General features: G+C 74.7%; 6 protein-coding genes. 3 read left to right on the forward strand and 3 right to left on the reverse strand.

Annotated elements, in window-relative coordinates:
* The 3 genes from ACFYXM_RS02270 to sbnA all read left to right on the forward strand — a co-directional run bounded on the left by ACFYXM_RS02270 (nucleotide 1) and on the right by sbnA (nucleotide 3,292).
* On the forward strand, nucleotides 1–1,005 hold the full coding sequence (locus tag ACFYXM_RS02270; protein ID WP_389286052.1) for a TauD/TfdA family dioxygenase: 1,005 nt from the start codon (nucleotides 1–3) through the stop codon (nucleotides 1,003–1,005).
* Complete coding sequence (gene sbnB / locus ACFYXM_RS02275; protein WP_389286054.1) at nucleotides 1,002–2,072, forward strand: 2,3-diaminopropionate biosynthesis protein SbnB; 1,071 nt, start codon at nucleotides 1,002–1,004, stop codon at nucleotides 2,070–2,072. Before ACFYXM_RS02270 ends, sbnB begins: the two co-directional genes overlap by 4 nt.
* A gap of 212 nt (nucleotides 2,073–2,284) precedes the next feature.
* On the forward strand, nucleotides 2,285–3,292 hold the full coding sequence (gene sbnA, locus ACFYXM_RS02280; protein WP_389286056.1) for a 2,3-diaminopropionate biosynthesis protein SbnA: 1,008 nt from the start codon (nucleotides 2,285–2,287) through the stop codon (nucleotides 3,290–3,292).
* A 246-nt stretch (nucleotides 3,293–3,538) separates the two neighbouring features.
* Here the strand turns inward: sbnA and ACFYXM_RS02285 are convergent, their stop codons facing one another.
* The 3 genes from ACFYXM_RS02285 to ACFYXM_RS02295 are packed head-to-tail and all read right to left on the reverse strand — an operon-like array spanning nucleotide 3,539 to nucleotide 24,235.
* Nucleotides 3,539–14,284, reverse strand: coding sequence for an amino acid adenylation domain-containing protein (locus ACFYXM_RS02285; protein ID WP_389286058.1), 10,746 nt, complete (start codon nucleotides 14,282–14,284; stop codon nucleotides 3,539–3,541).
* A complete protein-coding gene (locus ACFYXM_RS02290; RefSeq protein ID WP_389286060.1) occupies nucleotides 14,277–22,373 on the reverse strand; it encodes an amino acid adenylation domain-containing protein in 8,097 nt (2,698 codons plus the stop codon). Before ACFYXM_RS02290 ends, ACFYXM_RS02285 begins: the two co-directional genes overlap by 8 nt.
* Before the next feature lie 38 nt (nucleotides 22,374–22,411).
* Nucleotides 22,412–24,235, reverse strand: a complete 1,824-nt coding sequence (locus tag ACFYXM_RS02295) for a non-ribosomal peptide synthetase (RefSeq protein WP_389286062.1) — start codon at nucleotides 24,233–24,235, stop codon at nucleotides 22,412–22,414.
* Between the last annotated feature and the right edge of the window lie 3 nt (nucleotides 24,236–24,238).

A 24,238-nucleotide genomic window follows, 5' to 3' on the forward strand; every position in this document is an offset into this window, starting at 1 on the left:
ATGTCGTTCACATCCACGGCGTTGCTGGTCGACGTGGAACTGGATTCCGGCGCACCCCCGCGGCTGCGGGCCGAGGCCACCGGCGGCGCGCCGGCCTGGGCGGCCGAGCACCGGGACGCGCTGCGCGCAGTCGTCGCCGAGCACGGTTCGGTCCTGGTCCGCGGCCTCGGGCTGCGTGACGCGGCCGAGACCGGAGCCGTCTTCTCACAGCTGGCCACCGGTCTGATGACCGAGCGAGAGGCCTTCGCACCCCGGCAGGCCTACTCCGACGGGGTGTACTCCTCATCGAAGTGGCCGCCGAACCAGCCCATGTGCATGCACCACGAACTGAGCTACACGCTTGAGTTCCCCGGCCTGATGATGTTCGCCTGTCTCACTGCGCCCACCGGCGGCGGGGCGACCGCGGTGGCCGACGCACCGACCGTGCTGGACGCACTGCCCACCGAATTGACCGAGCGGTTCGAGCGCGAGGGCTGGCTGCTCACCCGCAGCTACAACGACGAGATCGGCGCGTCCCTCGCCGAGGCCTTCGGCACCGACGACCGGGGCGCCGTCGAGCGCTACTGCCGCGCCAACGCGATCGCGTTCGAGTGGCAGCCGGACGGTGGACTGCGCACCAGGCAGCGCCGCAGCGCCGTGGTGCGCCACCCGGTCACCGGCCGACGCTGCTGGTTCAACCAGATCGCGTTCCTCAACGAGTGGACGATGGCACCCGAGGTGCACGAGTACTTGGTGGACGTCTACGGCGCCGACGGGTTGCCGTTCAACACCCGCTTCGGCAACGGCGACCCGATCGGCGAGGACGTCGTCCAGCTGCTCAACAGCGTCTACGAGGCGAACACCGCACGCGAACCGTGGCAGGCCGGCGACCTGATGCTCGTCGACAACGTCCGCACCGCGCACAGCAGGGAGCCCTTCGAGGGACCGCGCGAGGTGCTCGTCGCCATGGCCGAACCGGTGCGTCTGGCCGACTGCTCGCCGACCGTGGAGGTGACCACGCGATGACCACCGTCGATTCCACTGCGAGAGAGTCCGCAAGCGTCGCGCCGATCGCCGTGCCACCGTTCGCGGTGATCTCCGGCGCCCAGGTCCGGCGCACGCTGCACGGAGGCGAGAAGCGGATCACGGAGCTGGTCGAGGCCACCTACCGGGCACACGGGGCCGGTGATTCGGTGAACCCGCCGTCGTACTTCCTGCGTTTCACCGACCGCCCGTCCTCCCGGATCATCGCGCTGCCCGCCTCGATCGGCGGGGAGACGCGGGTGGACGGCCTGAAGTGGATCTCCAGCTTCCCGAAGAACGTGACGGCCGGCATCCCCAGGGCATCGGCCGTGCTGATCCTCAACGACCATGACACCGGCTACCCGTTCGCCTGTCTGGAGAGTTCGATCATCAGCGCCACCCGGACGGCCGCGTCGGCGGCGTCGGCGGCCGACTGGCTCAGCCGCGGCCGGCCGCGACCGAAGCGCGTCGGGTTCTTCGGGGCGGGCTTGATCGCCCGCTACATCCACACCTTCCTGGCCGGCACCGGCTGGTCGTTCGACGAGATCGGCGTGCACGACCTGTCCGCCGACAGCGCCGCAGGCTTCCGCTGCTACCTGGAGCAGTCGGACGCCGCCGGCCGGATCACCGTGCACGACACCGCCGAGCAATTGATCCGCAACAGCGACCTGGTCGTCTTCGCCACGGTCGCCGGCCAACCGCACGTCAGTGACCTGTCGTGGTTCGCACACAATCCTCTGGTGCTGCATGTGTCGCTGCGCGACCTCGCGCCGGAGATCCTGCTCGCTTCGACCAACATCGTCGATGACGTCGAGCACTGCCTGAAGGCCGACACGTCGCCGCATCTGGCCGAGCAGCTCACGGGCAACCGGGACTTCCTGCACGGCACGTTGGACGACGTGATGGCCGGACGGGTGACGGTGCCGACGGACCGGCCGGTGGTGTTCTCGCCCTTCGGCCTCGGGGTGCTCGACCTCGCGGTGGGCAAATACGTGTACACCGAAGTGGCCCGCCGCGGAGAGTTGCACGTCGTCGACGACTTCTTCCACGAACTGAGCCGGTTCGGATGAGCGGGCCGAGAGTCCAGGAGACTCCTTCGAGGCTGATCCCGGGAGAGACCACCGGTCACGTCGCAGCAGGTCCTGACACATGAGACAGCGGCCGCTGACGCAGGGCCCCGTCCCGCCCGGTCGGACGCGGGGTCTCGCCCGCACAAGCGAGGACCCGCCCACGGCCGGATGGGAGTTCCAACAGTGCTCTGCTCCAGACAGAGGAGACCATCGTGCCCGTCATTTCCGCTCCCTACGCCTTCAACGAAGAGGATCTCTATGTCGACCTCCGGTCGATCTTCGGGCACTCGCTCTTCCTGAAGTGTGAGGGCTTCAACTTTGCCGGCTCGATCAAGTTGAAGGCCGCGACCGAGATGGTGGAGGCCGCTGAGCGGGATGGAATCCTGACGCCGGAATCGATCCTGGTCGAGTCCTCGTCCGGAAACCTCGGCGTGGCGCTGAGCGTGATCGCGGCGAGCAAGGGCTACCGGTTCCTGTGTGTGACGGACTCCCGCGGCAATCTGTCGACCAGAATGATGATGGAGGCGTTGGGCAGCCAGGTGCACGTGATCGCCGAACAGGAGGCCAACGGCGGTTTTCTCGGCGCACGGCTCGACTACGTCCGCGCGCTGTGCGCCTCCGACGACCGGTATGTGTGGCTCAGCCAGTACACCAATCCGAGCAACTGGAAGGCGCACTACCGCACGACCGCGCCGGAGATCGCCCGCCAGTTCCCGCGGCTGGACGTGCTGTTCGTCGGAGCCGGCACCACCGGGACCCTGATGGGCTGTGCCCGCTATTTCCGGAGATGGCACCGGCGGGTGCGGATCATCGCGGTGGACAGCGTCGGCTCGGTATCCTTCGGCGGTTCGCCGGGCCGCCGGATGATTCCCGGTCTGGGCATGAGCATGCGCCCGCCGCTGCTCGACGAGTCCTATGTCGACGAGGTGATTCGTGTCGAGGAGGCGGACACCGTACGTGCCTGCCATCGTCTGGCCAGGCGCGGATTCCTGTTCGGCGGCTCCACCGGCACGGTGATCAGCGGCGCAACGGACTGGATGGCCCGGCAGGACGCGCGCGAACTCACCGCGGTGGCCATCGGCCCGGACCTCGGCGAGCGCTACCTCGACACCGTCTACCAGACCAACTGGCTGCAGGATCTCTACGGCGAGGACGTACTCGCCTCCGGCAAGGAAGCTGCCGATTCCTGGGCAGTCGCCCCCTCGCCGGCGACAGGGTAGGGCACTGGTGCTTCCGAGGAGCGGTGTTGAGCCATTCGTGTGGTGACCGATGACGGAGGGGGCACCCGCACCTGGCTGCCCACGCCCCGGCCCACCCCCGCCATCGGCACGTCGTACCCGGAGCCCGCCCGGAAGGCCGCACCGGCCCGCTCCCACGACCTGCTCGTCCACCTGCTCCGGGTCAGGGGGCGGAGGTGCCGGCCACGCCCCGGTGACGCTCCCCGCGCGGCGCCCCGGGTCCGGAGTTCACCCGCTGATCAGCGGCGCCCCCGGATCGGCCAGGAGTGTCGTCAGTTTGTCGCTGAAGAGCTGGGCGAGTCTGGTGGCGGTGTCCGGGGCGCAGTAGTCGAGTGCGTGGATCAGTTCGCCGTCCAGGCCGGCGGGGCCGCCGTCGGCGTCTCGTGTGTCGCGTAGTTGCAGCAGCAGGTCCTGGTCGGTGTGGGTGACCGGGAGGACGCGGTGGTCCACCCGGAGACCGCCCGCCCACCGGCCGTCGCAGCGGCCCGGGGGGTCGACGCGCAGGTAGGAGAAGGCCGCGGTGAACAGGCCCCGTCCCTGGTGGGCGCGGTCCCGTGCCAGGCCCTCCACCACCTGTTCGTAGGGGTGGTCCTGGTGGGCGTGGGCGGACAGCAGGCGTCGGCGGACCCTGGCGGTCAGCTCCTCGCCGTCGGGGGCCCCGTCGGTGGGGACACGGAGCACCACGGGGTTGGTGACGCATCCCACCAGACCGTCCGCCCCGTCGTCGTCCCGGCCGCTCAGGGCGACCACCACGGGTATGTCCTCCCCGGCGCCGAGCTGGCCGAGGGCGGCGACCAGGGCGGAGTGCAGCACCATGTAGGGGCTCGCGGCGTAGCGGGTGGCGGCCTTCTCCAGGAGGCGGTGCTCATCCGGCCCCCAGGACAGGGGGACCTGGCCGGCGCGGCCGTCGGAGCGTCCGGTCCGAGGGGGCGCGCCGGGCAGGATCAACTGGTCGGGTACGTCCTTCAGTTCGGCCGACCAGTAGCGTGCCTGGCGGGCGGCGGGGCTGTCGGGGTCGCTCTCGTCCCCCCGGCGCCCGGCCAGCCGGAGCGTGTGGTCGGCGTACTGCGGGGCGGGGGCCGCCCAGCGGGGGGCCGCGCCGTCCAGGCGGGCGGCGTAGGCGTGCCGCAGGTCGTGGCGCAGGACGCCCAGGGAGTGGCCGTCGACGGCCACGTGGTGCACCACGAGCAGCAGCAGGTGGCGTTCCGGGCCGGTGCTCAGCAGCAGGGCGCGGAGCGGCGTCTCGGTCAGCAGGTCGAAGCCGCGGGACAGTTCGGCCTCGACGACCGGCCGCTCCTCGTCGGGGGTGACGTCGAGGTGGCGGAGGGCGGGCGCCGCGTCCTCGCGGGGCAGCACCCGCTGTTCGGGGCCCTGCGGACCGTAGGGCAGTACCGTCCGGAGCACCTCGTGCCGGGCCACCACGTCGCCCAGCGCCTCCTCCAGAGCCGTCCGCCGAAGGGGGCCGCGCAGTTCCAGGGCGAGGGAGGTGAGATAGGTGGGGCGTTGCTCCCCCAGGTAGTTGGCGGTCCACAGGCGTAGCTGGGCCGGGGAGAGGGGGACGTGTTCCGGGCGTTCGGGAGCCGTCCCGTCCTCGGGGCGCCGCGCCGGGGTGGCATCGTCGGGCAGCCGCCTGTCGAGTTCGGCGACGGTGGGTGCCTCGAACAGGTCCCGTACCGAGACGGGGAGGCCGAGGGCGGCGCGGATGCGGCCGGTCAGCCGGATGGCGGTGAGCGAGTTGCCGCCGAGGGCGAAGAAGTCCTCGTCGACGGAGACCGACGGCAGGCCGAGGGTGGCCGCGAAGGCGGCGGCCAACACCTCGGCGCGGGGTGTGCGGGCGTCGGCGGCGGCCGGGCGCCCGGGCGCGGGCAGGGCGTCCCGGTCGACCTTCCCGTTGGCGCTCAAGGGCGGCTCGGCCACCGGTACCACCACGGCGGGCACCATGTGGCGGGGCAGCCGCGTGGCCAGGCGGGTACGGAGCGCCGCGGGGTCCACGGCGCCGTCCGCGCCCATCACGTAGGCGACCAGGGAGCGTTCGGCGGCGCCTTCGCCGCGGACGATCACCCAGGCGGCGCCGACCCCGGGTTCGGCGCGCAGCGCGGCCTCGACCTCGCCCGGTTCGATACGGAAGCCGTTCACCTTGACCTGCCGGTCGGCGCGGCCCAGGAAGTGCAGGCGCCCCTCCCGGTCCCAGCGGCCCAGGTCTCCCGTGCGGTAGGTGCGGGACCCGGCGGGGCCGTACGGGTCGGCGACGAAGCGCCGGCAGGTGGCGGCCGGGGCGTCGTGGTACCCCTCGGCCAGCCCGTCGCCGGCCAGGTGGATCTCCCCGGGCACCCCGGGCGGCACCGGCCGCAGGGCCGTGTCCAGGACGGTGACCCGGCAGCCGGGCACCGGGGTGCCGACCGGCAGGGGTGTGGGGCCGGTGCCGTCGAGGGGGACCTCGTGGCCGAGGGAGAAGGTGGTGTTCTCCACCGGCCCGTAGAGGTGGGTGACCTCCAGCTCCGGGTGGTGCCGGCGCACCCGTTCCACGGAGGCGGGTGAGACGACGTCGCCGCCCGTGGCCAGCCGCCGCAGTCCGTCGAATGCTCCGGGGTCCTGCTCGGCGAGGACGTCCAGCAGTCCGGCGGTCAGGAAGGCCGCGGTCACGCCGCCCTCCCGCACGGCCCGGCGCAGGGCCGCGCCGTCCATCTCGCCGGGCGGGGCCACCCGTACCCGTCGGCCGGTGAGCAGGGGCATCCACAGCTCGTAGACGACGGCGTCCCACGAGTGCGGGGAGTGCTGGAGGACGCACTGCTGGTCCTCGCCCCGCCATGCCGGGTCGAGGGCACGGCTGAGGATGTTGCGGTGGGTCAGCCGTACGCCCTTGGGCTCGCCGGACGAACCGGAGGTGAACATGACGCAGGCCGCGAGGTCCCCGGGCAGGGTGCGTCCCAGGTCGGCGGAGGGCTGGGCCGCGAGGGTCTTCTCGTCCGGTACGGAGTCCAACAACAGCCGGGCGCCGGTCAGTTCGCGGATGGCTCGGACTCTCTGAGGAGGGAAGCCGGAGTGGAGGGGGACGCAGAGGGCTCCCAGTTTCGCCAGGGCCAGGAAGCAGACGGCGACCTCGGGCGAGCGGTCCAGGGCGACGGCGACCGGGGTGCCGGGAGGGACCTGCTCGGCGAGGTGGTGGGCCAACTGGTTCGCCCGGGCGTTGAGTTCACCGTAGGTGAGGGTCCGCGTGCCCTGGCACAGCGCGGTGCGGGTGGGGTGTGCGGCGGCCCGGCCCTCGAAGACCCGGGCCAGATGGGAGTCGTCGTCCCCCACCGGTGACAACGGCCCCTGACCGGCGGCGAGCAGGCCGGCCCGTCGGTGGGCCGGGAGGAGCCGGACGTGTGCCAGGGGCTGCCGCTCGTCGCCCACGAGGGCGTGGCAGGCGGCGACGAAGAGGTCCGCCAGCTCGGTGGGTGTGGCGCGGTCGTCCAGCGCTCCCGGCCTGCTGTACAGCCGGCACTCCACCCGGCCGGCCCGGGGCAGGACCACGAGGCTGAGCGGGTAGTGGGTGCCGTCCCGTACCTCGGTCCCGGTCACCTGAACGCCGTCGGGCAGGCGGGTCCAGGCGTCCTCGTCCAGGGGATAGTTCTCGAAGACCACCGACGTGTCGAACAGCCCGGTGGTGCCCACGGCCTCCTCGATGGCGGTGAGGCCGAGATGCTGGTGGTCCAGCAGATCGGCCCGGCGCGCGTGGACACGCCGGGCCAGTTGCCCGGCCGACTGTCCGGGCCGGACGGTGACGCGGGTGGGCACGGTGTTCAGCAGCAGTCCGACGAGCCGTTCCACCCCGGCCACCTCGGGAGGGCGTTGGGCGACGGTGACGCCGAAGACGACGTCCTCTTCGCCCGTCAGGTGGTTCAGCAGGATGCCCCAGGCGGACTCGACGAGGGCGTTGACGGTCACGCCCCAGTGGGCGGCGCGAGCGGTGAGCGCGTGGCCGAGCCGCTCGGGCAGTTCGAACCGGTGGCTCAGGGCGGCGGGGGTGCCCGGAGCGTGGTCGGCCACCCGGGTGGGTTCGACGCCCGCCAGCTCCGCGCGCCACGCCTCGGCGGCGGCGGCACGGTCGCGGGTGGCCAGCCACCGGGCGTATTCCCGGTAGGCGGGGGCGTGCCGCCCGGCCGCGGAGACCGCGGTGCCGCCGGGGACCGTGGCGGCGTCCAGCAGTTCGCCGAGGACGAGCGGCACGGACCAGCCGTCCAGCAGCAGGTGGTGGTGGGTGAAGACCAGCCGCCACCGCCGTTCTCCGGTACGCAGCAGGGCGAACCGGAGCAGCGGCGGGTGTCCGGGGTCGAACGGCTCGCGTTCCCGCTGCTCCTCCTGGCGCAGCCGGTCGGCGAGTTCGGGACCGGGCACGGCGGTGAGGTCCGCGGTGCGCCAGGGCAGCGGGCCTTCGGCCGCCGGTATCAGGTACAGCGGCCGGTCCCCCGCGTCCGCGGGGAAGCAGCCGGACAGGTGGGGGTGGCGGCGGAGCAGTGACCGGGCGGCCGCGCGAAGCCGTTCCGGCCGCACGTCGCCGGTCAGCTCCAGGCCGAGCTGGACGAGGTAGGGGTCCTGCCGCGGCTCGTCGGCCCGTGGTGCGCCGGCGCCGTACAGGGCGTGGAAGAGCAGCCCCTGCTGGAGCGGCGCGGCCGGCAGCAGGTCGGAGAGCGGCCCGTACCGCCGTTCCCACTCCTCGATCCGGCCCTGGTCGACCCGGACCAGGGGGAAGTCGGAAGGGGTGGACCGGACGGGGCCGGTGCCGGGGTGGTGGTGGACCAGCCGCCCCAGCGCGGTGTGCCACAGGTCGGTCAGTTCCCGTACCTCGTCGGCGGTCAGCACCTCGGACGGCCAGGTCCACTCGGCGCGCAGCCGTGGCCCGTCGGGGCCCCGCTCGGCGAAGACGTCGAGCGTCAGGGCGTGGCCCAGCGGCTGGCGGGGGTCGGCCTCGCCGCGCAGCGAACCGGGCAGGGCGTTCCAGGGTGCGGGTTCCTCGGTGTCGAAGCGGCCCAGGTAGTTGAAGGCCAGCGGGGCCCGGGCCGTCGGCAGTCGGCCGGCCTGGCGCAGCAGCCCGTGGGTGAGCCCGTCGTGGGGCACCTCGTGCAGGCTCTCCTTGACGTGTTTGACCGCCCGGGACAGCTCGTCGCCCTCGGCGCCCCCGCTCACCGGCGGGTCCAGCAGCACGGGGTGGAGAGTGGTGAACCAGCCGACGGTGCGGGACAGGTCGAGGTCGGCCAGCCCCTCCAGCGCGGTGCGCCGCCCGTGTCCTTCGATGTCGACGAGGACCGGGGCGCCGTCCGGGTTGCCCCGCCAGCGGCGCAGCGCGAAGGACAGGGCGGCGAGCAGCACCTCGGGTACGCGGGCGCGGAAGCCCGCCGGTACGACCGTCAGCAGGCCCTCCACCCATGTCTCGTCCCAGGTGGTGCTGAGCCGCCCGGCCCGGTCCACGGTGTCGCGTGCGGGGTCCAGGGCCCGGGCGCCCAGGCGGGCGTGGGGCCGGTCGAGGCGCCGGCGCCACCAGGTCTCGTCGGCACGGACCGGTTCGGACGCGGCGGCCTGGCGCAGGGCCCGGGTCCAGGCGCGCAGCGGGGTCCGTACCGGGGGGAGCGGGGCCCGCTCGCCCCGCAGCGCGTGCTGGTGGGCCCGTTCCAGGTCGGGCAGGAGGACGCGCCAGGAGACCCCGTCGACGGCGAGGTGGTGGATCACCAGCAGCAGGAGGTTGGTGCCCGCGCCCTGGAACCACACCGCGCGCACCATGTCTCCCCGGTCGGGGTCGAGGTGCCGGCGGGCGCTGCGGCGCTCGTGCTCGATCAGTGCGTCCAGGTCCTCCTGGCGGTCGGCCCCCTCCCGGGCGAGGTCGACGCGGCGCAGCACCTCACCGGCGTGGACGGTGCCGGGCGGGCGCACCTCCAGGGTCCAGTGCCCGTCCCGCACGGCGGTGCGCCGCAGCCGCAGGGCGTCGTGGTGGTCGACGACCTGCTGGAGGGCGTCGCGCAGGGTGCCGGTGGTGACCGTGTCGGGCAGCGGGCACACCACGGACTGGGCGAAGCCCTCGGCGCCGCCGCCGAGAGAGGCCAGCCAGTCCACCACCGGGGTGGGCTCCAGCGGTCCGGGGTCGTGGGAGGGCGCGGACGGGGCGGCGAGGGGGCGTACCCGGCCCTGGACGACCCGGGCCAGAGCGCGGGGGGTCTGGTGGGCGAAGACGTCCTTGGGGCCGATCAGCACCCCCGCGCCCTGTGCGCGGGCGGCCAGTTGGACGGCGAGGATGCTGTCCCCGCCGAGGCCGAAGAAGTTGGCGTCCGGGTCGACGGAGGGCAGGTTGAGCAGGGCGGCCGTCAGGGAGCGGAGGAGTTCCTCGGCCGCCGACTGTGCCGCCCGGGTCTCCTCCTGGGGCTCGGATTCCGGACGGTCGGCGGGAGGCGGGGTCCGCCGGTGGGTCCCCCCGTCCCCGGGGCGGGGGCAGGGCAGGTCGGTGAAGGGCGCCTCGGGCCCGTCGAGGGCGGCCTCCAGAAAGAGGTGTACGGATTCCAGCAGTGCTTCGGCGGTGTGGTGGTCGAACCGGTCGGTGGCGTATTCCAGGCAGCCGCGGAGCGTGCCGTCGGTCTCCTCCATGACGTCCCAGAGGAGCGGGAACTTGGCCCGGGAGCGGCGCGGCGGCAGCTCGGTGGCGTCGGTACCGGCGAGCGCCAGCACGGGCCGGTGCCCGGACTGGTGGTTCAGCATGACCTGGAACAGCGGGTGCCGGCCGGGCTCCCGGGGCGGGCCCACCGCTTCCACGATCCGGTCGAAGGGGGCCCGGGCGTGGGCGAAGGCGGTCAGGTCCGCGGCACGGGCCCGGTCCACCACGGCGGCGAACCCCGGTCGGCCGGACAGGTCCAGGCGCAGCGGCAGGGCCTGGGCGAAGTAGCCCACGAGCGGGTCCAGCGCCGGGTCCTCCCGTCCCGCGCCGACGGTGCCCACCACGACGTCCGTGCCCGCACCCCACCGGCTCAGGGCGCAGGCGAGGGCGGCGTGCAGCGCCATGAAGGTCGTGGCGCCCCGCGCGGCGGCCAACTCCTTGAGGCGCCGGCCCAGTCGCGGCCCCCAGTGGAAGCCGACGGCGTCGCCGGGCCGGTCCGCTTCCGGCAGGCCGGGGCGGTCGGCCGGGAGCGGGGTCTCGACGGGCGCGCCTTGCAGGGTCTGCCGCCAGTGGTCGAGCTCGCGGGACAGGAGGCTGTCCGGGTCGCCGGGGTCGCCGAGCCGGGCGCGCTGCCAGAGGGTGAAGTCGGCGTACTGGAGGGGCAGCGGCGCCCACTGCGGTTCCCGGCCGCGCAGGCGGCTCTCGTAGGCGGTGGCGAGGTCGCGGGTGAGGGGGCCCAGCGCGTGCTGGTCGGCGGCGATGTGATGGAGGACGACCAGCAGGGTGTGGTCGGACGGGGAACGGCGCAGCAGCGTCAGCCGCCAGGGCGGGGAGGTCGCCAGGTCGAAGGGCCTGCGCACTTCCTCGTCGTAGATGTCCTCTCGTGTGTCCTCGGTCACCGGGACGACGGTCAGCGGATCGGCCGCGTCGTCCCCGGTCGCGGCCTGGACGCACTGCCGCGGTTCGTCACCGTCGTGGGGGAAGGTCGTACGCAGGATCTCGTGCCGGTGGCGCACGTCCCGGGCGGCCGCGCGGAGCGCGTCGACGTCCAGCGGTCCCTCCAGACGGGCCAGGAGGGGGATGTGGTAGGCGGGGCTGTGCCGTTCCAGGCGGTGCAGGAACCACAGCCCGCGCTGGGCGTAGGAGACCGGCACCCTGGAGGGCCGGGGCACGGGCCCCGGCCGCGGAGCCCCTTCGCCGCCCACCTCGCCGAGCCGTGCCGCCAGTTCGGCCACCGACGGGTGCTCGAAGACGTCCCGCACCCCGAGGTCCCGGGACAGCACGGCACGGACCCGGGTGGCCAGCCGGTTGGCGAGCAGGGAGTCGCCGCCGAGGACGAAGAAGTCCCGGTCCACGCCGACCTGGGCCGGTTGGAGGTGGAGCACCTCGGCGAAGAGGTCCCGCAGCGTGGTCTCGGTGGCGTTCCGGGGCGCGCGGACGTGTCCCGGGTGCTCGGAGCCCGCCTCCCGCAGCGCGCGCCGGTCCAGCTTGCCGTTGGGCGTCAGGGGCAGGGCGTCCAGGGTGACCCAGACGGACGGCAGCAGGTGGGCGGGCAGGACCGCGGCGGCCCGTTCGGGAGCGCGGGCCGCGCTCTCCGGGTCGGCCGCCAGGTGGGCGACCAGCCGCCGGTCCCCCGGCCCGTACTCGGTCAGCAGGACGGCGGCGTCGCGTACCCCCGGCAGCCGGACGAGCGCGGCCTCGACCTCTCCGGGCTCCACCCGGTGGCCGCGCACCTTCACCTGCCGGTCGGCCCGTCCCAGGTACTCCAGCGTGCCGTCGGGCCGGCGCCGGGCCAGATCGCCGCTGCGGTACGCGCGGCTGCCCGGGGCTCCGTCGGGGTCGGCGACGAACCGTCCGGCGGTGAGGGCGGGGCGGCGCCAGTAGCCGTCGGCCACGCCGGGGCCGGAGACGTACATCTCCCCCGGTACGCCGTCCGGGACGGGGCGCAGCGTGGCGTCCAGCAGCCGCACCCGGAGGTCGGGGAGGGCCTCGCCGATGACGCCCCCGCTGCCGTCCTCGGCGGGGTCGGCGGTAGCGCCGACCCGGTGGTGGGTGACGTGCACGGTGGTCTCGGTGATCCCGTACATGTTGACCAGGCGGGGCGTGTGGTCGGGGTGCCGCGCGTACCAGGTGGACAGCCGCCAGGGTTCGAGTGCCTCGCCGCCGAAGATGACGTGGCGAAGGGCCAGCCGGTCACCCGTGGCGGGATGGTCCGCGTCGGCCGCGGCGAGTTGGGCGAAGGCCGAGGGGGTCTGGTTGAGGACGGTGACCCGCTCCTGCACCAGCAGGTCCAGGAAGTCCTCGGGCGAGCGGGCGATCTCCTCGGGGACGACGACCAGCCGCCCGCCGTGCAGCAGGGCGCCCCACAATTCCCACACCGAGAAGTCGAAGGCGTAGGAGTGGAAGAGGGTCCAGACGTCGTCGGGGCCGAAGGCGAAGTGGCGTGCCGTGGTGGACAGCAGCCGGGTGACGTTGCGGTGGCTGACCACGACGCCCTTGGGGGTCCCGGTGGAGCCGGAGGTGTGGATGAGGTAGGCGGGGCAGCCGGGTGTCGGGCGGCGCGGGGCCGCCGGGGGGAGGGCGGTCGGCGGCCCGGTGGGCACACCGTGGCGCGGGTCCAGGGCCAGGCGGGGCGCCCGGTGCTCCTCCAGCATCCCGGTCACGGCGGCGCCCGGGTGGGTGAGGGTGAGCGCGGGGTCGACGTCGGCGAGGATGCCGCGCAGCCGCTCGACCGGATAGCCGGGGTCCAGCGGCACGTAGGCGGCGCCCGCCTTCAGGACCGCGAGCAGGGCGACGACCAGGCCGGTGGACCGGGGCAGCGAGACCGCCACCCGGTCTCCGGGGCCGACCCCTCGTGCGGCGAGGTGGCGGGCCAGCTCCTCGGCCCGCTCGTCGAGTCCGGCGTACGTGAGCCGGTCGCTCCCGGACACCACGGCGACGGCATCGGGGGACTCGGCGGCCGTGGCGGCGAACCAGTCGGTGAGCGTGCCGGTCTCCTCCTCGGCGGCGACCGGTGCGGGCCCGGCCGCGGGCTCCCCCGCGCCCACGCGTCCCTGCGGAGTGGCGGGGTCCGCGTCGCCGAGGGCCAGCACCAGGTCGACGATGCGGTCCAGTTGGGCCCGGGCGGCCGTCCCGGAGCAGCGGGCCTCCGGTACGTCGATGTCGATCCGCACCTCGGGGGCGCCGTTGTCGTAGACACCGAGCGCCAGGTGGTCGCCCCGGCCCTGGGTGACCATGTGGACGGTCGCCGGGGTACCGGCGAAGTCCAGGTCGCGACGCATCGTCATGGCGTTCAGGACCGGTCCCACGAGCTGCCGCCCGCCCCGTACCGCGCCCTGGTCGCGCAGCATGTCCTCGAAGCGGTAGCCCTGGTGGCGCAGGACGCCGAGCGTGGCGGCGGAGACGGCGCCGACCAGTTCCGACAGGGGCGCGGCGGGGTCCACGGCGAGGCGGAGCGGCACGACGCCGGCGGCGGTGCCGAATGCCTCACGGGCGGCCCGGCCGGTACGTCCGGGAACGCTCAGCCCGAGCACGACCTCCCGCTCCCCGCTGTCGGCGTGCACCGCCAGGGCCGTGGCGGCCGCGAACAGCGCGGGCCGGCGCACCCCGTGGCGGTCGGCCGCCGCCCCCACGTCCCGCCAGCGGTCGGCCGGCAGCCACCGGGAGTGGCGGACATGGCCGGTGGCCCCGGCGGCGGCCGGGCCCGTGGCCAACTGCGGTGCCTCGTCCACCCCGCCCAACTGCTCCGCCCACCAGGCGGCGTCCCGCTCGAAGCGTGCGGAGGCCCGGTAGTCGGCGTCCCGCCGCACCATGGCGGCCAGCGTGTCGAACACCTCGGCGTCGCCCGGGTCCGGCGTGGAGGCGGGGGCGGCCACCAGTCCGGTGTAGGTGGCGGCGACCCGCCGGACGAAGTTGGCGGCGGCGGTGCCGTCGCAGATGAGGTGGTGCATCCGCAGGCACCACAGGTACTCGTGTTCCGCCACCCGCAGCAGATGGTGGTCGAAGAGCGGCGCCCGGGACAGGTCGTAGGGACGAGTGCACGTCTCCTCGATCAGCCGCAGCGCCTCCGCGTGCGGCTGCCCGGCCCCGCGCAGGTCCAGTCGGCGGACCGTCCAGTCATCCACCGGCTCCAGGAACTGAGCCGGTTCACCGCCGTCGTCGCCGAAGCGCACCCGCAGGGTCTCGCTGCCCGCGACGACCGCGCGCACCGCCCGGACGAACAGGTCCTCCCGGAGCGGGCCGGTCAGGTGCACGTACTGTGCGACCACGTAGCGCAGCCCCGAGCGGTCCAGGGCCTCGCCGTACCAGATGCCGGCCTGCGCGGCCGTCAGCGGCGTACCCCGGTCAGCCATGGTCGTCGTCCTTCGCTCGGGGGCCCGCTTCCGGGTCCAGGATGCGGGCGATACGGGCCAGCGACTCGGGGCAGGCCAGGTCGCCGTGGCTGAAGTCGACGGCGTGCACGTCGATCCGTCCCTGGACGTAGGGGCGCCACGTCGAGGGGTCGAAGGCGATTGCCCCGGGCCCCTCGTCGGGACGGGCCTGTACGAGGGAGACGTCCCCCGCGTACCGGCCGGGGCGGAAGGAGCGCGCCAGGCGGAGGTTGTTGTCGTACGCCCCGCCCATGGCGATCAGATGGCGCTCGGAGATGTCGGACAGCAGGCTGTCCTCGTCCCGGACGATCTTCAGGAACCGCTCGTCGGTCAGCTCCTCGTCGCACACGCCGTCGGGCCGGATCCCCGCGAAGTCCAGCAGCGCCCCGTACATCATCCGCTCCCCCGCCCTGTCGGACACGGCCGGCAGTTCGGGCAGGTCGGCGACGACGTAGGAGTCCAGCAGGACCAGGCGCTCCACCCGCTCACCCAGGCGCTGGAGTTCGGTGGCCATGGCGTGGGCGACCAGCCCGCCGAAGGACCAGCCGAGCAGTTGGTACGGGCCGTGCGGCCGGATCCGGCGGATCTCGGCCACGTAGTCGGCGGCCATCTCCTCCACGCTCCCGGCGAGCAGGTCCGTTCCGTTCAGTCCTCGGTCCTGCAAGGCGTAGAGGGGCTGCTCGGGGCCGAGGTGCTGGGTCAGCGCCGCGTACATCCAGCCCACGCCGCCGGCCGGGTGGACGCAGAACATCGGGGCCCGTCCGCCCTCGCCGCGCAGGGGCAGCAGGGTGTCGAACGCCGGGTGCATGTCCTGCGCGCCGATCAGGGCGGCCGGCCGGTCCCCGCCCGACGCGGTGCCGGTGGCGGCCTCGTGGGACACCCTCAGGTCGGTCACCGGGGTGTCGGGGGCGGCGACGACCGTACGCAGGATCGTCAGCAGGCGGTCCATCAGCGCACGGGCCTCGTCCGGGGTGAACGCCTCGGTGCGGTGCAGGAGGTTGACGTCGGTGCCCCCGTCGCGGGGCAGCACCATCAGGGAGAGCGGGTGGTGACCGGCGGACTCGGTGGTGGCCCCGTCGACGCGCACGCCCGGCAGGGCCCGCGCCGCCTCCGGGTCCGCCGCCGGGAAGTTCTCGTACACCACGGCCGTGTCGAAGAGTTCGTCCAGGCCGACGGCGTCGAGCAGGCGGGACAGTCCGAGGTGGCCGTGCGGCATCAGGCGGGCCTGCTCGGCCTGGACGCGGCTCAGCAGCGCGGCCACCGTCTCCTCGGGCCGCAGCCGCACCCGTACCGGGAAGGTGTTGATGAGGAAGCCGATGACGGACTCCACCCCCGGAAGGTCCGGGGACCGCCCCGAGGTGATCGCCCCGAACACCACGTCGCCGCGGCCGGTCCGCTCGGCGAGCAGCAGCGCCCAGCAGCACTGGACGACGGTGTTGACGGTGACGCCCAGACGGGCGGCGGTGGCCGCGAGGCGGTCGGTCTCCGCAGGATTCAGCCGGTGGATGAGCCGGTTCGGCCAGGTGGCGGCGGCGCCGCTGCCGGAAGGGGCCAGCAGGGTGGGTTCGACGCCGGTCAGGTGCTCGCGCCAGGCGGTCAGGGCCCGCTCCCGGTCGAGCCCGCCGAGCCAGGCCAGGTAGTCGCGGTAGGGGGTGGGTTCGGGCAGTGCTTCCCCGTTGTACAGCGCGAACAGCACGGGCAGCAGCAGTTGGTTGGACCAGCCGTCGAGCAGCAGGTGGTGGCTGACGACACGGAGCTGGAAGCGCTTCGACCCGAGCCGTACCAGGGTGAACCGCAGCAGCGGGGGGTCGGCCGGGTTCAGGCGGGTGGCCCGCTCCTCGGCGGTCAGCCGCTCGCCGCGCTCGCGCCGGGCCTCGGGGCTCGATGTGGAGAGGTCCAGTTCGTCCAGGACCGGTTCGCGGCCGCTCAGCACCTGTACGGCGGGCCCCGAGGGCGGCCGGACGAAGGCGGCGCACAGGTTGGGGTGGCGGCGGCCCAGGTCGCGGATCGCGCGCCGGAGTGCCGGTACGTCGAGGTCGCCGGTCAGGTCCAGGGCCAGCCGCATGACGAAGGCGTCCTCGCCGTCCCGCTCGGACCCGCGCGGGAACAGCAGCCCCTCCTGGAGGGGGGACAGCGGCAGCACGTCCCGGTGGCCGGGGTAGGCCGTACCGAGCCACCGGCGTCCCTCCTCGGTCAGGGGCACCGGTCCGGTCCCGGTGGCCTCGGACGGGCGGGGCCGGGATGCGGCGGCCACCGCTTCCCGGGGCGAGGGCTCACTCGCCTCGGGCGTGAACGGCACGGACGGGCCGGTGGCGTCGCCCCGGGGGCCGCCGGTGAGACCTGCGGCCAGCCCGGCGGGGGTGGGGCTGACGAACACGTCCTCCGTGGACAGCGCCAGGCCCCGCCGACGCGCCTTCCGGACCAGCCGGATGGAGCGGATGCTGTCGCCGCCGAGCGCGAAGAAGCTGTCGTCGGCGCCGACGTCGGCGCGGTTCAGCACGTCGGCGAACACCTCGCGCAGCACGTCGACCGCCTCCGGCCGGCCTGCCCGCCCCACGGGCCGCCGCTGCGGCGCGGCAGCCGCCCGTCGGCGCAGCGCCTTCCGGTCGGCCTTCCCGTTGGGGGTGAGGGGAAGGCTCTCCAGCACCTCGAAAGTGGTGGGGACCAGTGCCGCCGGAACCTCGCGGGCCAGGGCGGCCCGTACGGTGTCGGGGTCCAGCCGCGCACCGGGGTCGGGCTGGAGGAAGGCGGCGAGGGTGCGGTCCCCCACGTCGGCGCCGTCGGTCGCGGGCACGGCGACCACGGCGGCCGCGGCCACCCGGGGCAGGGCGCACAGGCGTGCCTCCAGCTCCCCGGGCTCCACCCGGTGGCCCCGGACCTTCACCTGGTCGTCGGCACGGCCCCGGTAGGTCAGCACCCCGTCCCGGTCCTGGACCACCAGGTCCCCGGTCCGGTACATGCGGGTACCGTCGGCGGCGAACGGGTCGGCCACGAAACGCTCGGCAGTGTGCCCGGGACGGCCCGCGTAGCCCCGGGCCACGCCGTCACCGGCCACGTACAGCTCGCCGACCGTGCCGGGGGCCACCGGACGCAGCTCGCGGTCCAGCACGTGGCAGCGGTGGCCGTCGACCGGTGTGCCGATCGGCGGGTCGTCCTGCGCGTCGGGGTCGCAGCGCCAGGCCGTGGCGTAGACGGTGCACTCGGTGGGGCCGTAGGCGTTCCAGACGGTGGCCCCGGGGTGACGGCGGTGGATGTCCCTCACCAGGTCGGCGGGGACCCGTTCCCCGCACAGCACGTAGTGGTCGGCCCGCTCGTCGACCCACTCCGCCTGCCGCACCCGGCGGTAGACGGACGGGATGGCGACGATGAGGGAGCCGGACCAGTCCTTCCGTTCGGTGAGGGCCAGCAGGTTGCGCACCAGGTCGACGGTTCCGCCGGCCACCAGGGTGGCCAGCAGTTCCACGACCGAGACGTCGAAGCTCGCCGAGGCTGCGCCGAGCACGCGTGACGAGGCGTCGCCGCCCAGCTCGCGCCGCATCCACGCGACGAAGCCGAGCACGTTGCGGTGGGTGACCACGACCCCCTTCGGCCGCCCGGTGGAGCCGGAGGTGTAGCAGACGTACGCGGCGTTGCCGCCGACCGCCGGGCGGGTCCCCGGCGGCGTCACCCGCTCGGCCCCGGCGCCCTCCCCGGGGGCGGACGGGTCGTCCACCAGCACCACGTCGGGAGCTCCCGAGGGCAGCCGGGCCGCCGACGCGGTGGTGGCCACCACGTGTGCCGGGCGGCTGTCGGTGAGGAGGAAACGGGCCCGTTCCGGCGGGAGGGAGGGCTCCACCGCCACGTAGCAGGCACCGGACTTGAGCACCCCGAGCACCGCGACGGCCAGCTCCACGTCCCGGTCCAGCCACAGCGCGACCCGGTCCTCCGCACCCACGCCCCGTGCCCGCAAGGTCCGCGCCAGCCGCTCGGCGCGCAGATCCAGCTCGCGGTAGGTGAGCCGGTCCTCGCCCGCGCGCACCGCGACGAGGTCGGGAGCGGCGGCGGCCCGGTCCTCGATCGCCCGGTGCACGGTGGCGGGCGCCTCGGGCGCAGCCGTGGCCCGCTCGTCGCGGCGGCCGGGAACGGTCGTGGGCGGATGCGGATCGCCCGGGGCCAGCAGGGCGGTCAGCAGGGTCTCCCGGCTGCCCTCGGCGGCGACGGCGCGCAGCACGTCCAGGTAGTCGGCGGTGAGCGCGGCGGCGGTCCGCTCGGTGAACAGGTCGTCGCTGTACTCCAGACAGGCCGTCATCTCGTCCTGGCCCTCGCGGTCCTCGGTGACGAGGGTCAGGTCGAACTTGGCGGTGCCGGGGGGCATCCCGCTGAAGAGGTTCTCCTGGGTGTGGCCGGTGTCGAAGAAGTCGGTGCGGGCGTCGCCCACGTGCTGCACGGGCGGGAGCTCCTGGTGCACGTAGAACACGTCGAACAGCGGTTCCCGGCCCAGGTCGCGTTCGCCCACCAGCGCGTTGACCACCCGGTCGAAGGGCACCTCCTGGTGTTCCAGCGCCTCCAGGACGACGCCGCGCACCTGCTTGACGAAGTCCCCGAACGAGACGGCGGACCCCAGGTCGGCGCGGAGGGCGACGGTGCTGTTGAAGAAGCCGATGAGGCCTTGGACCTCGGGGCGGGTGCGCCCGGTGGTGGGGCTGCCGATGACCAGGTCGCGCTGGTCGGTGTGGCGGGCGAGCAGCAGGTAGAGGCAGGAGAGCAACACCGTGAAGAGGGTCGCGGACTCCTGCGCGGCGATCCGGCGCAGGCGCCGCACCAGGTCCGCCGGCACGGTGAAGGCGTGCAGTCCGCCGGTGTAGCTCTTGCGGGCGGGCCGGGGGTGGTCGGTGGGCAGCCGCAGCGGCTCGATCCCCGCCAGCCGCTGCTTCCAGTACTCCAGTTCGCCGTCGAGGGCGGCGGAGTCCAGGAGCTGCCGTTGCCAGTGGGCCCAGTCGCGGTACTGGACCGGCAGCGGGTCGAGGCGGGGTTCGCGGTTCTCCCGGTGCGCGGCGTACAGCTCGGGCAGTTCCCGCTCGAAGATCCTGGGCGAACCGCCGTCGTTGACGGCGTGGTGCATGGTCACGTGGACCACGTGCTCCCGCGGACCGGTGCGGATGACCTGCAGCCGTACGAGGGGGTCGTTCTCCACGTCGAAGCGGTGGTCCGCGGCGCGGCGCACCAGTTCACGGGCGGCGGCCCGCGGGTCGGGGCGGTCGCTGACGTCCCGGAAGCGGAAGAACTCCGGGCCCAGTTCGGGCCGGACGCGCAGGGTGGGTACGCCGTCGTCGTCGACGAGGTTGGAGCGGAGCACCTCGTGCCGCCGCGCCAGCGCCTCCCACATGCCCCGCACCGCGTCGACGTCCAGGTCTCCGCTGATCCGGCTGACCATCGGGAGGTTGTAGAGGGTCGTGTCGGGGTCGAGCTGGTGGTGGAACCACATGCGCTCCTGCCCGAAGGACAGGACCCGCTCGTCGGTGGGTGTCACCGGGGGGACGGCCGTCCGGCGGCCGCGGGAGAGCGCGTCGACGAAGCGGGCGAGATCGGCGACGCGGGGGTGGTCGTAGGTGTCGATGAGCTTGAGGCGGTGGCCGAACCGCTCGTCCACGCGCTGGACGAGCTGCAGGGCGATGATCGAGTTGCCGCCCAGGGAGAAGTAGTCGGCTTCGGGGGTGACGGGCGTGCCCGCACCGAGGAGTTCCTCCAGGGTGCGGCACAGCCACGCGGTGGTGTCCTCCGGTGCCGTGACCGGCAATGTCTGCCCGGAAGGAGCGTCTCTGCGCGACGGGGCAGACGTTGCCGGGAGCGGCACCGGCTCCGTCGCCGACTGTTCGACGGGCCGGGGCGCGTCACCGGCCGGGAGCGGTCCGGACTCGGACGCCGGCCGGCCGGCGGGCGTGGCGGCGGAGGTCTCCGGGGCGTCCGGCGCCGTCGCGGCGGGCGGGGCGGCGGTGAGCGCCCGGGCCGGTGCGGCGGGGGCGGGCGTCGCCCAGCAGGGGATGCCGAGGACGGGGTGGCCCGGCAGCCGGCGGCGTCGCGGCGGGCGGGTGGCGGTGGCCGGGGCGGGGGCGACCGCCTGCCAGTCCAGGTCGACGCCGAGGCGGTACAGGGCGCCGAGGACGCCCGGTACTCCGTGGCGCGCGTCCAGCGGGATCACCTCGACGGTGCCCCGCTCGTCGGAGCCGGGCTCCGCCAGGGCGCCCGCCTGCCCGGCGGCCGGGCCGGGCGCCACACACAGCACCGGGCGGCCCCGGGAGCGCAGCTTCGCCACCTCGGCGGCGGTCCGCTCGGGCGGCGTGCCGCCGTCGGCACCCAGCACGGCGGCCAGGCTGACCCCGCAGCGGCGGAGTTCGGCGGCCGTCCCGGTGGCGGCCCTGCCCTCGGCGTCGGGCAGCAGGACGACGCGGGGCGGCCGCCCGGGGGCGTCACGGGTTCCGTCCTGCGCCAGCCAGGTCGCCTCGGCGGCCAGGCGTACCGCGAGCTCCTCGGTGTCCCGGGCCCGTACGGCGACGCGGTGCGCGTAGTGGTCGCGCCCCTGGTTGAGGGTGAACGCGACGTCGGCCAGCGGCAGGCGTCCCGCGCGCAGCGCGGTGGAGAGACGGGCGCACAGCGCCGCCAGCGCCTCGGGGGTGCGGGCGGAGACGCCCACCAGGTGCGGCGCCGGGTCGTCCACCGGGTCGTCGGGCTTCTCCGCGCCGCCCTCGGCAGGCGGCCGCTGTACGACGCAGTGGGCGTTGACGCCGCCGAGGCTGAAGGAGCTGACACCGGCCAGGCGAGGGGCGCCGCCCCAGGGGCGGTGGGCGCCGACGACCTCCACCCCGAGGTCGGCGGGGTCGACGCCGCCGGTCGCCCGGCGGAAGTGGACCGAGGGGTACAGCTCCCCGTGCTTCACGCCGAGGATGGCCCTGACCAGTCCCGCGACGCCCGCCGCGTGGTCCAGGTGGCCGATGTTGGCCTTGACCGAGCCGATCGGCAGGGGGGTGTCCCTGGTGCCGAACACCGCGGCCAGGCCCTCCAGTTCGACGGCGTCGCCCAGCGGGGTGCCCGATCCGTGCCCCTCCAGGTAGCCCGCGTGGGCGGGGTCCACCCCCGCCGCGGCCCACGCCTTGCGGATGGTCCTGCTCTGCGCGACGGCGCTGGGCGAGCTGATCGTGGCCACGGCGCCACCGTTGTGCAGGACCGCGCTGCCGCGCAGCACCGCGTGGACCGGGGCGCCGTCGGCCCGGGCCTGGGCGACCGTGGTGAGCAGCAGCACGGCCCCGCCCTCTCCGGGGACGGCGCCGTCGGCGTCCGCGTCGTAGGCCCGGCACCGCCCGCTGTCGGACACCAGCTCCGGCATCGCGTCGGCCTCCTCGGCCGGAAGGCCGCCCGGACGCAGGCTCACCCCGCCGGCGAGCGCGTACCGGGCGTCGCCCGAGGCGATCTCGCGGCAGGCGTGGTGGACCGCGAGCAGGGAGCTGTTGCAGCCCGTGTCGACCGTGTAGCAGGGGCCGGTCAGCCCCAGCACGTGCGCGACCCGGGCCGGTGTCCCGAAGGCCATGTTGCCCAGGGCGGCGAGCGTGCCCGGGTCCGCTGCGGCGGCACGGTAGGACGACGGGGAGGAGGTGAGGACGACGGCGGTGTCGTGCGCGCCGAGGTGGCGGGCGGAGTATCCGGCGTCCTCCACCGCCTGGTGGGCCAGCAGCAGGGCGAGGCGCTGCTGCGGGTCCATCACGGCGGCTTCCCGGCGGGAGAGCCGGAACAGGCCGTGGTCGAAGGTGTGGATGTCCCGCAGGTGCCCCATGGGCAGGTAGGCCGCCTCCGGGTCGAGTCCCGTCGACTCGGCGCGGCCCTCGGGCAGGGGGCCGACGCTGTCGCGCCCCGCGCGCAGGTTGGCGCGGAACTCCTCCAGGTCGTCGGCGTCGGGAAAACGCACGGCCAGTCCCACCACGGCGATCGCGTCGTCGGGGACCTGGGTGGCGTCCTGGCCGGTCGCGTCGCCGTCCTGCCGCGTCCGTCGTGCTGTCGAGCCGCCTTTGTTCGGCACTGTGTCCCCCACTGTCTCGCCCACCGGAGGTGGGGTCCGCTCTGCTTCGGTGTCGGGCCGTCTCACTGAGGTGTCGGGCGGGCGCCCGCCGCGAGGAGCGCGTCCGCCTGTTCCGGTACGCGGTCCAGGTCGAAGAGCCTGCCCACGCGCAGCACGCCGGGCCAGCGCTCGTCGAGGCACAGGTGCAGCTCCACCACGCTGCGGGAGTTGCCGCCCACGTCGAAGAAGCTGTCCTCGGGCCCGAACTCCTCGTGCCGCAGGACCCGGGCCCACATCTGCGCGACCTCGCGGGACAGGGCCGCCCGCTCGTCCCCGCCCGAGCCCGAGGCCGGGCCGCCGCCGCTCCGCGGCGCGAGAAGGGCGAGCAGCGCGGCCTCGTCGACCTTGCCGGAGGGGGCCAGCGGCATCGAGCCGAGGGTGACGTACTCCTCCGGTACGGCGTCGGCGACGAGGCTCGTCCGGCAGTGGGCGATCAGTTCCCTCGGTCCGGGCAGTGCCACCGCGTCCTCGGCCGGGGTCCAGAACGCGACCAGCCGCAGGGCGCCGTCGTCTCCCGGGACGCCCAGCACACCGGCCTGGCGGACCGCCGGGTGGGTCTCCAGGACGGCCTGGACACCGTGCCGCTCCACGCGGATTCCGCGCACCTTGATCTGGCCGTCGGCCCGCCCGTGGAACTCGATCTCACCCTCCTCCCCGATCAGGACGAGGTCCCCGGTGCGGTACATGCGCGCGCCCGGCCGCGGGGAGAAGGGATCGGCGACGAAGCTGCCCGCGGTCCGTGCGGGCCTGCGGGCGTATCCGCGGGTGACCTGCGGTCCGCCCACGTACAGTTCGCCGAAGGCGCCGGGCGGGCAGGGCTCCAGCCGCTCGTCGAGCACGTACACCGAGGTGGCCCCGAAGGTGCGGCCGAGGGGCACCGTCCGGGGGGAGTCGTCGCGCAGGGTGTGACCGAGGACCGACACGGTGGTCTCGGTCGGGCCGTACTCGTTGCGGAGCCGGGTGGTGGGAAGTACGGCGCGGTGCTGTACGACGAGCGCCGGGGGCACCACCTCGCCGGCGACGACGACCTCCCGCAGATGGGCGCCGGCGCCCGCGAGGTGGGGCAGCATCAGCCGGTAGTACGAGGGCGGGCAGACCATCTGCGTGGCCTGCCGCAGGAGGACCAGTTCGGCGCAGGCCCGGGCGTCGGGCAGGGCGGCGTGGTCCGGCAGCACGGCGGTGCCGCCCGTGCACAACGCGCCGAAGGTCAGCATCAGCGCGCCGTCCCAGGCGAACCGGCAGGCCGAGAAGCGGATCCCGCCCGGCTCGTCACCGCGGGCGGCCAGCTGCGCGGAGAGGTTGTCCCGCCCCACGACGACCGCCTTGGGCTCCCCGGTGGACCCGGAGGTGGTGATGGCGTACGCCGGGGCGCCCGGCGGTACCTCCGTCCAGGGCCCGGGGCCGGCGGCCCCGTCCTGCGGGACGGACCGCCCGGGCTCCGCCAGGTCGAGCACCGCCAACGGCGCGGGCGCCTCGGCGGCCAGCCGCGTCACCGCCTCCCGTACGCCGGGGTCCGCCGCCCCGTCCCAGACCACCGCCCCGCACTCCAGGTCGCGGGTCAGCGCGCCGAGGCGCTCCGCCGGATGGCCGGGCTCGGTGACGCACCAGGCCGCGCCCGCCCGCAGCGCGGCCACCATGCCGACCAGGGTGTGCGCGCTCTGGCGCAGGTGGAGCAGGACGGTCTGCCCCGGGCGCACCCCGAGTTCCCGCAGCCGTGCGGCCAGCCTGTCGGTGGCCGCCTCCAGCTCCCGGTAGCTGAGCTGCTCCCGGCCCACCACCACCGCGGTGCGCTCGGGGTGGCGCCGCAGGGAGCCGCGCAGCTGGTCCACCAGGTAGTGGTCGGTCATGGC

The sequence above is a fragment of the Streptomyces sp. NPDC002476 genome (assembly GCF_042889785.1).
Classification (GTDB): Bacteria; Actinomycetota; Actinomycetes; order Streptomycetales; family Streptomycetaceae; genus Streptomyces.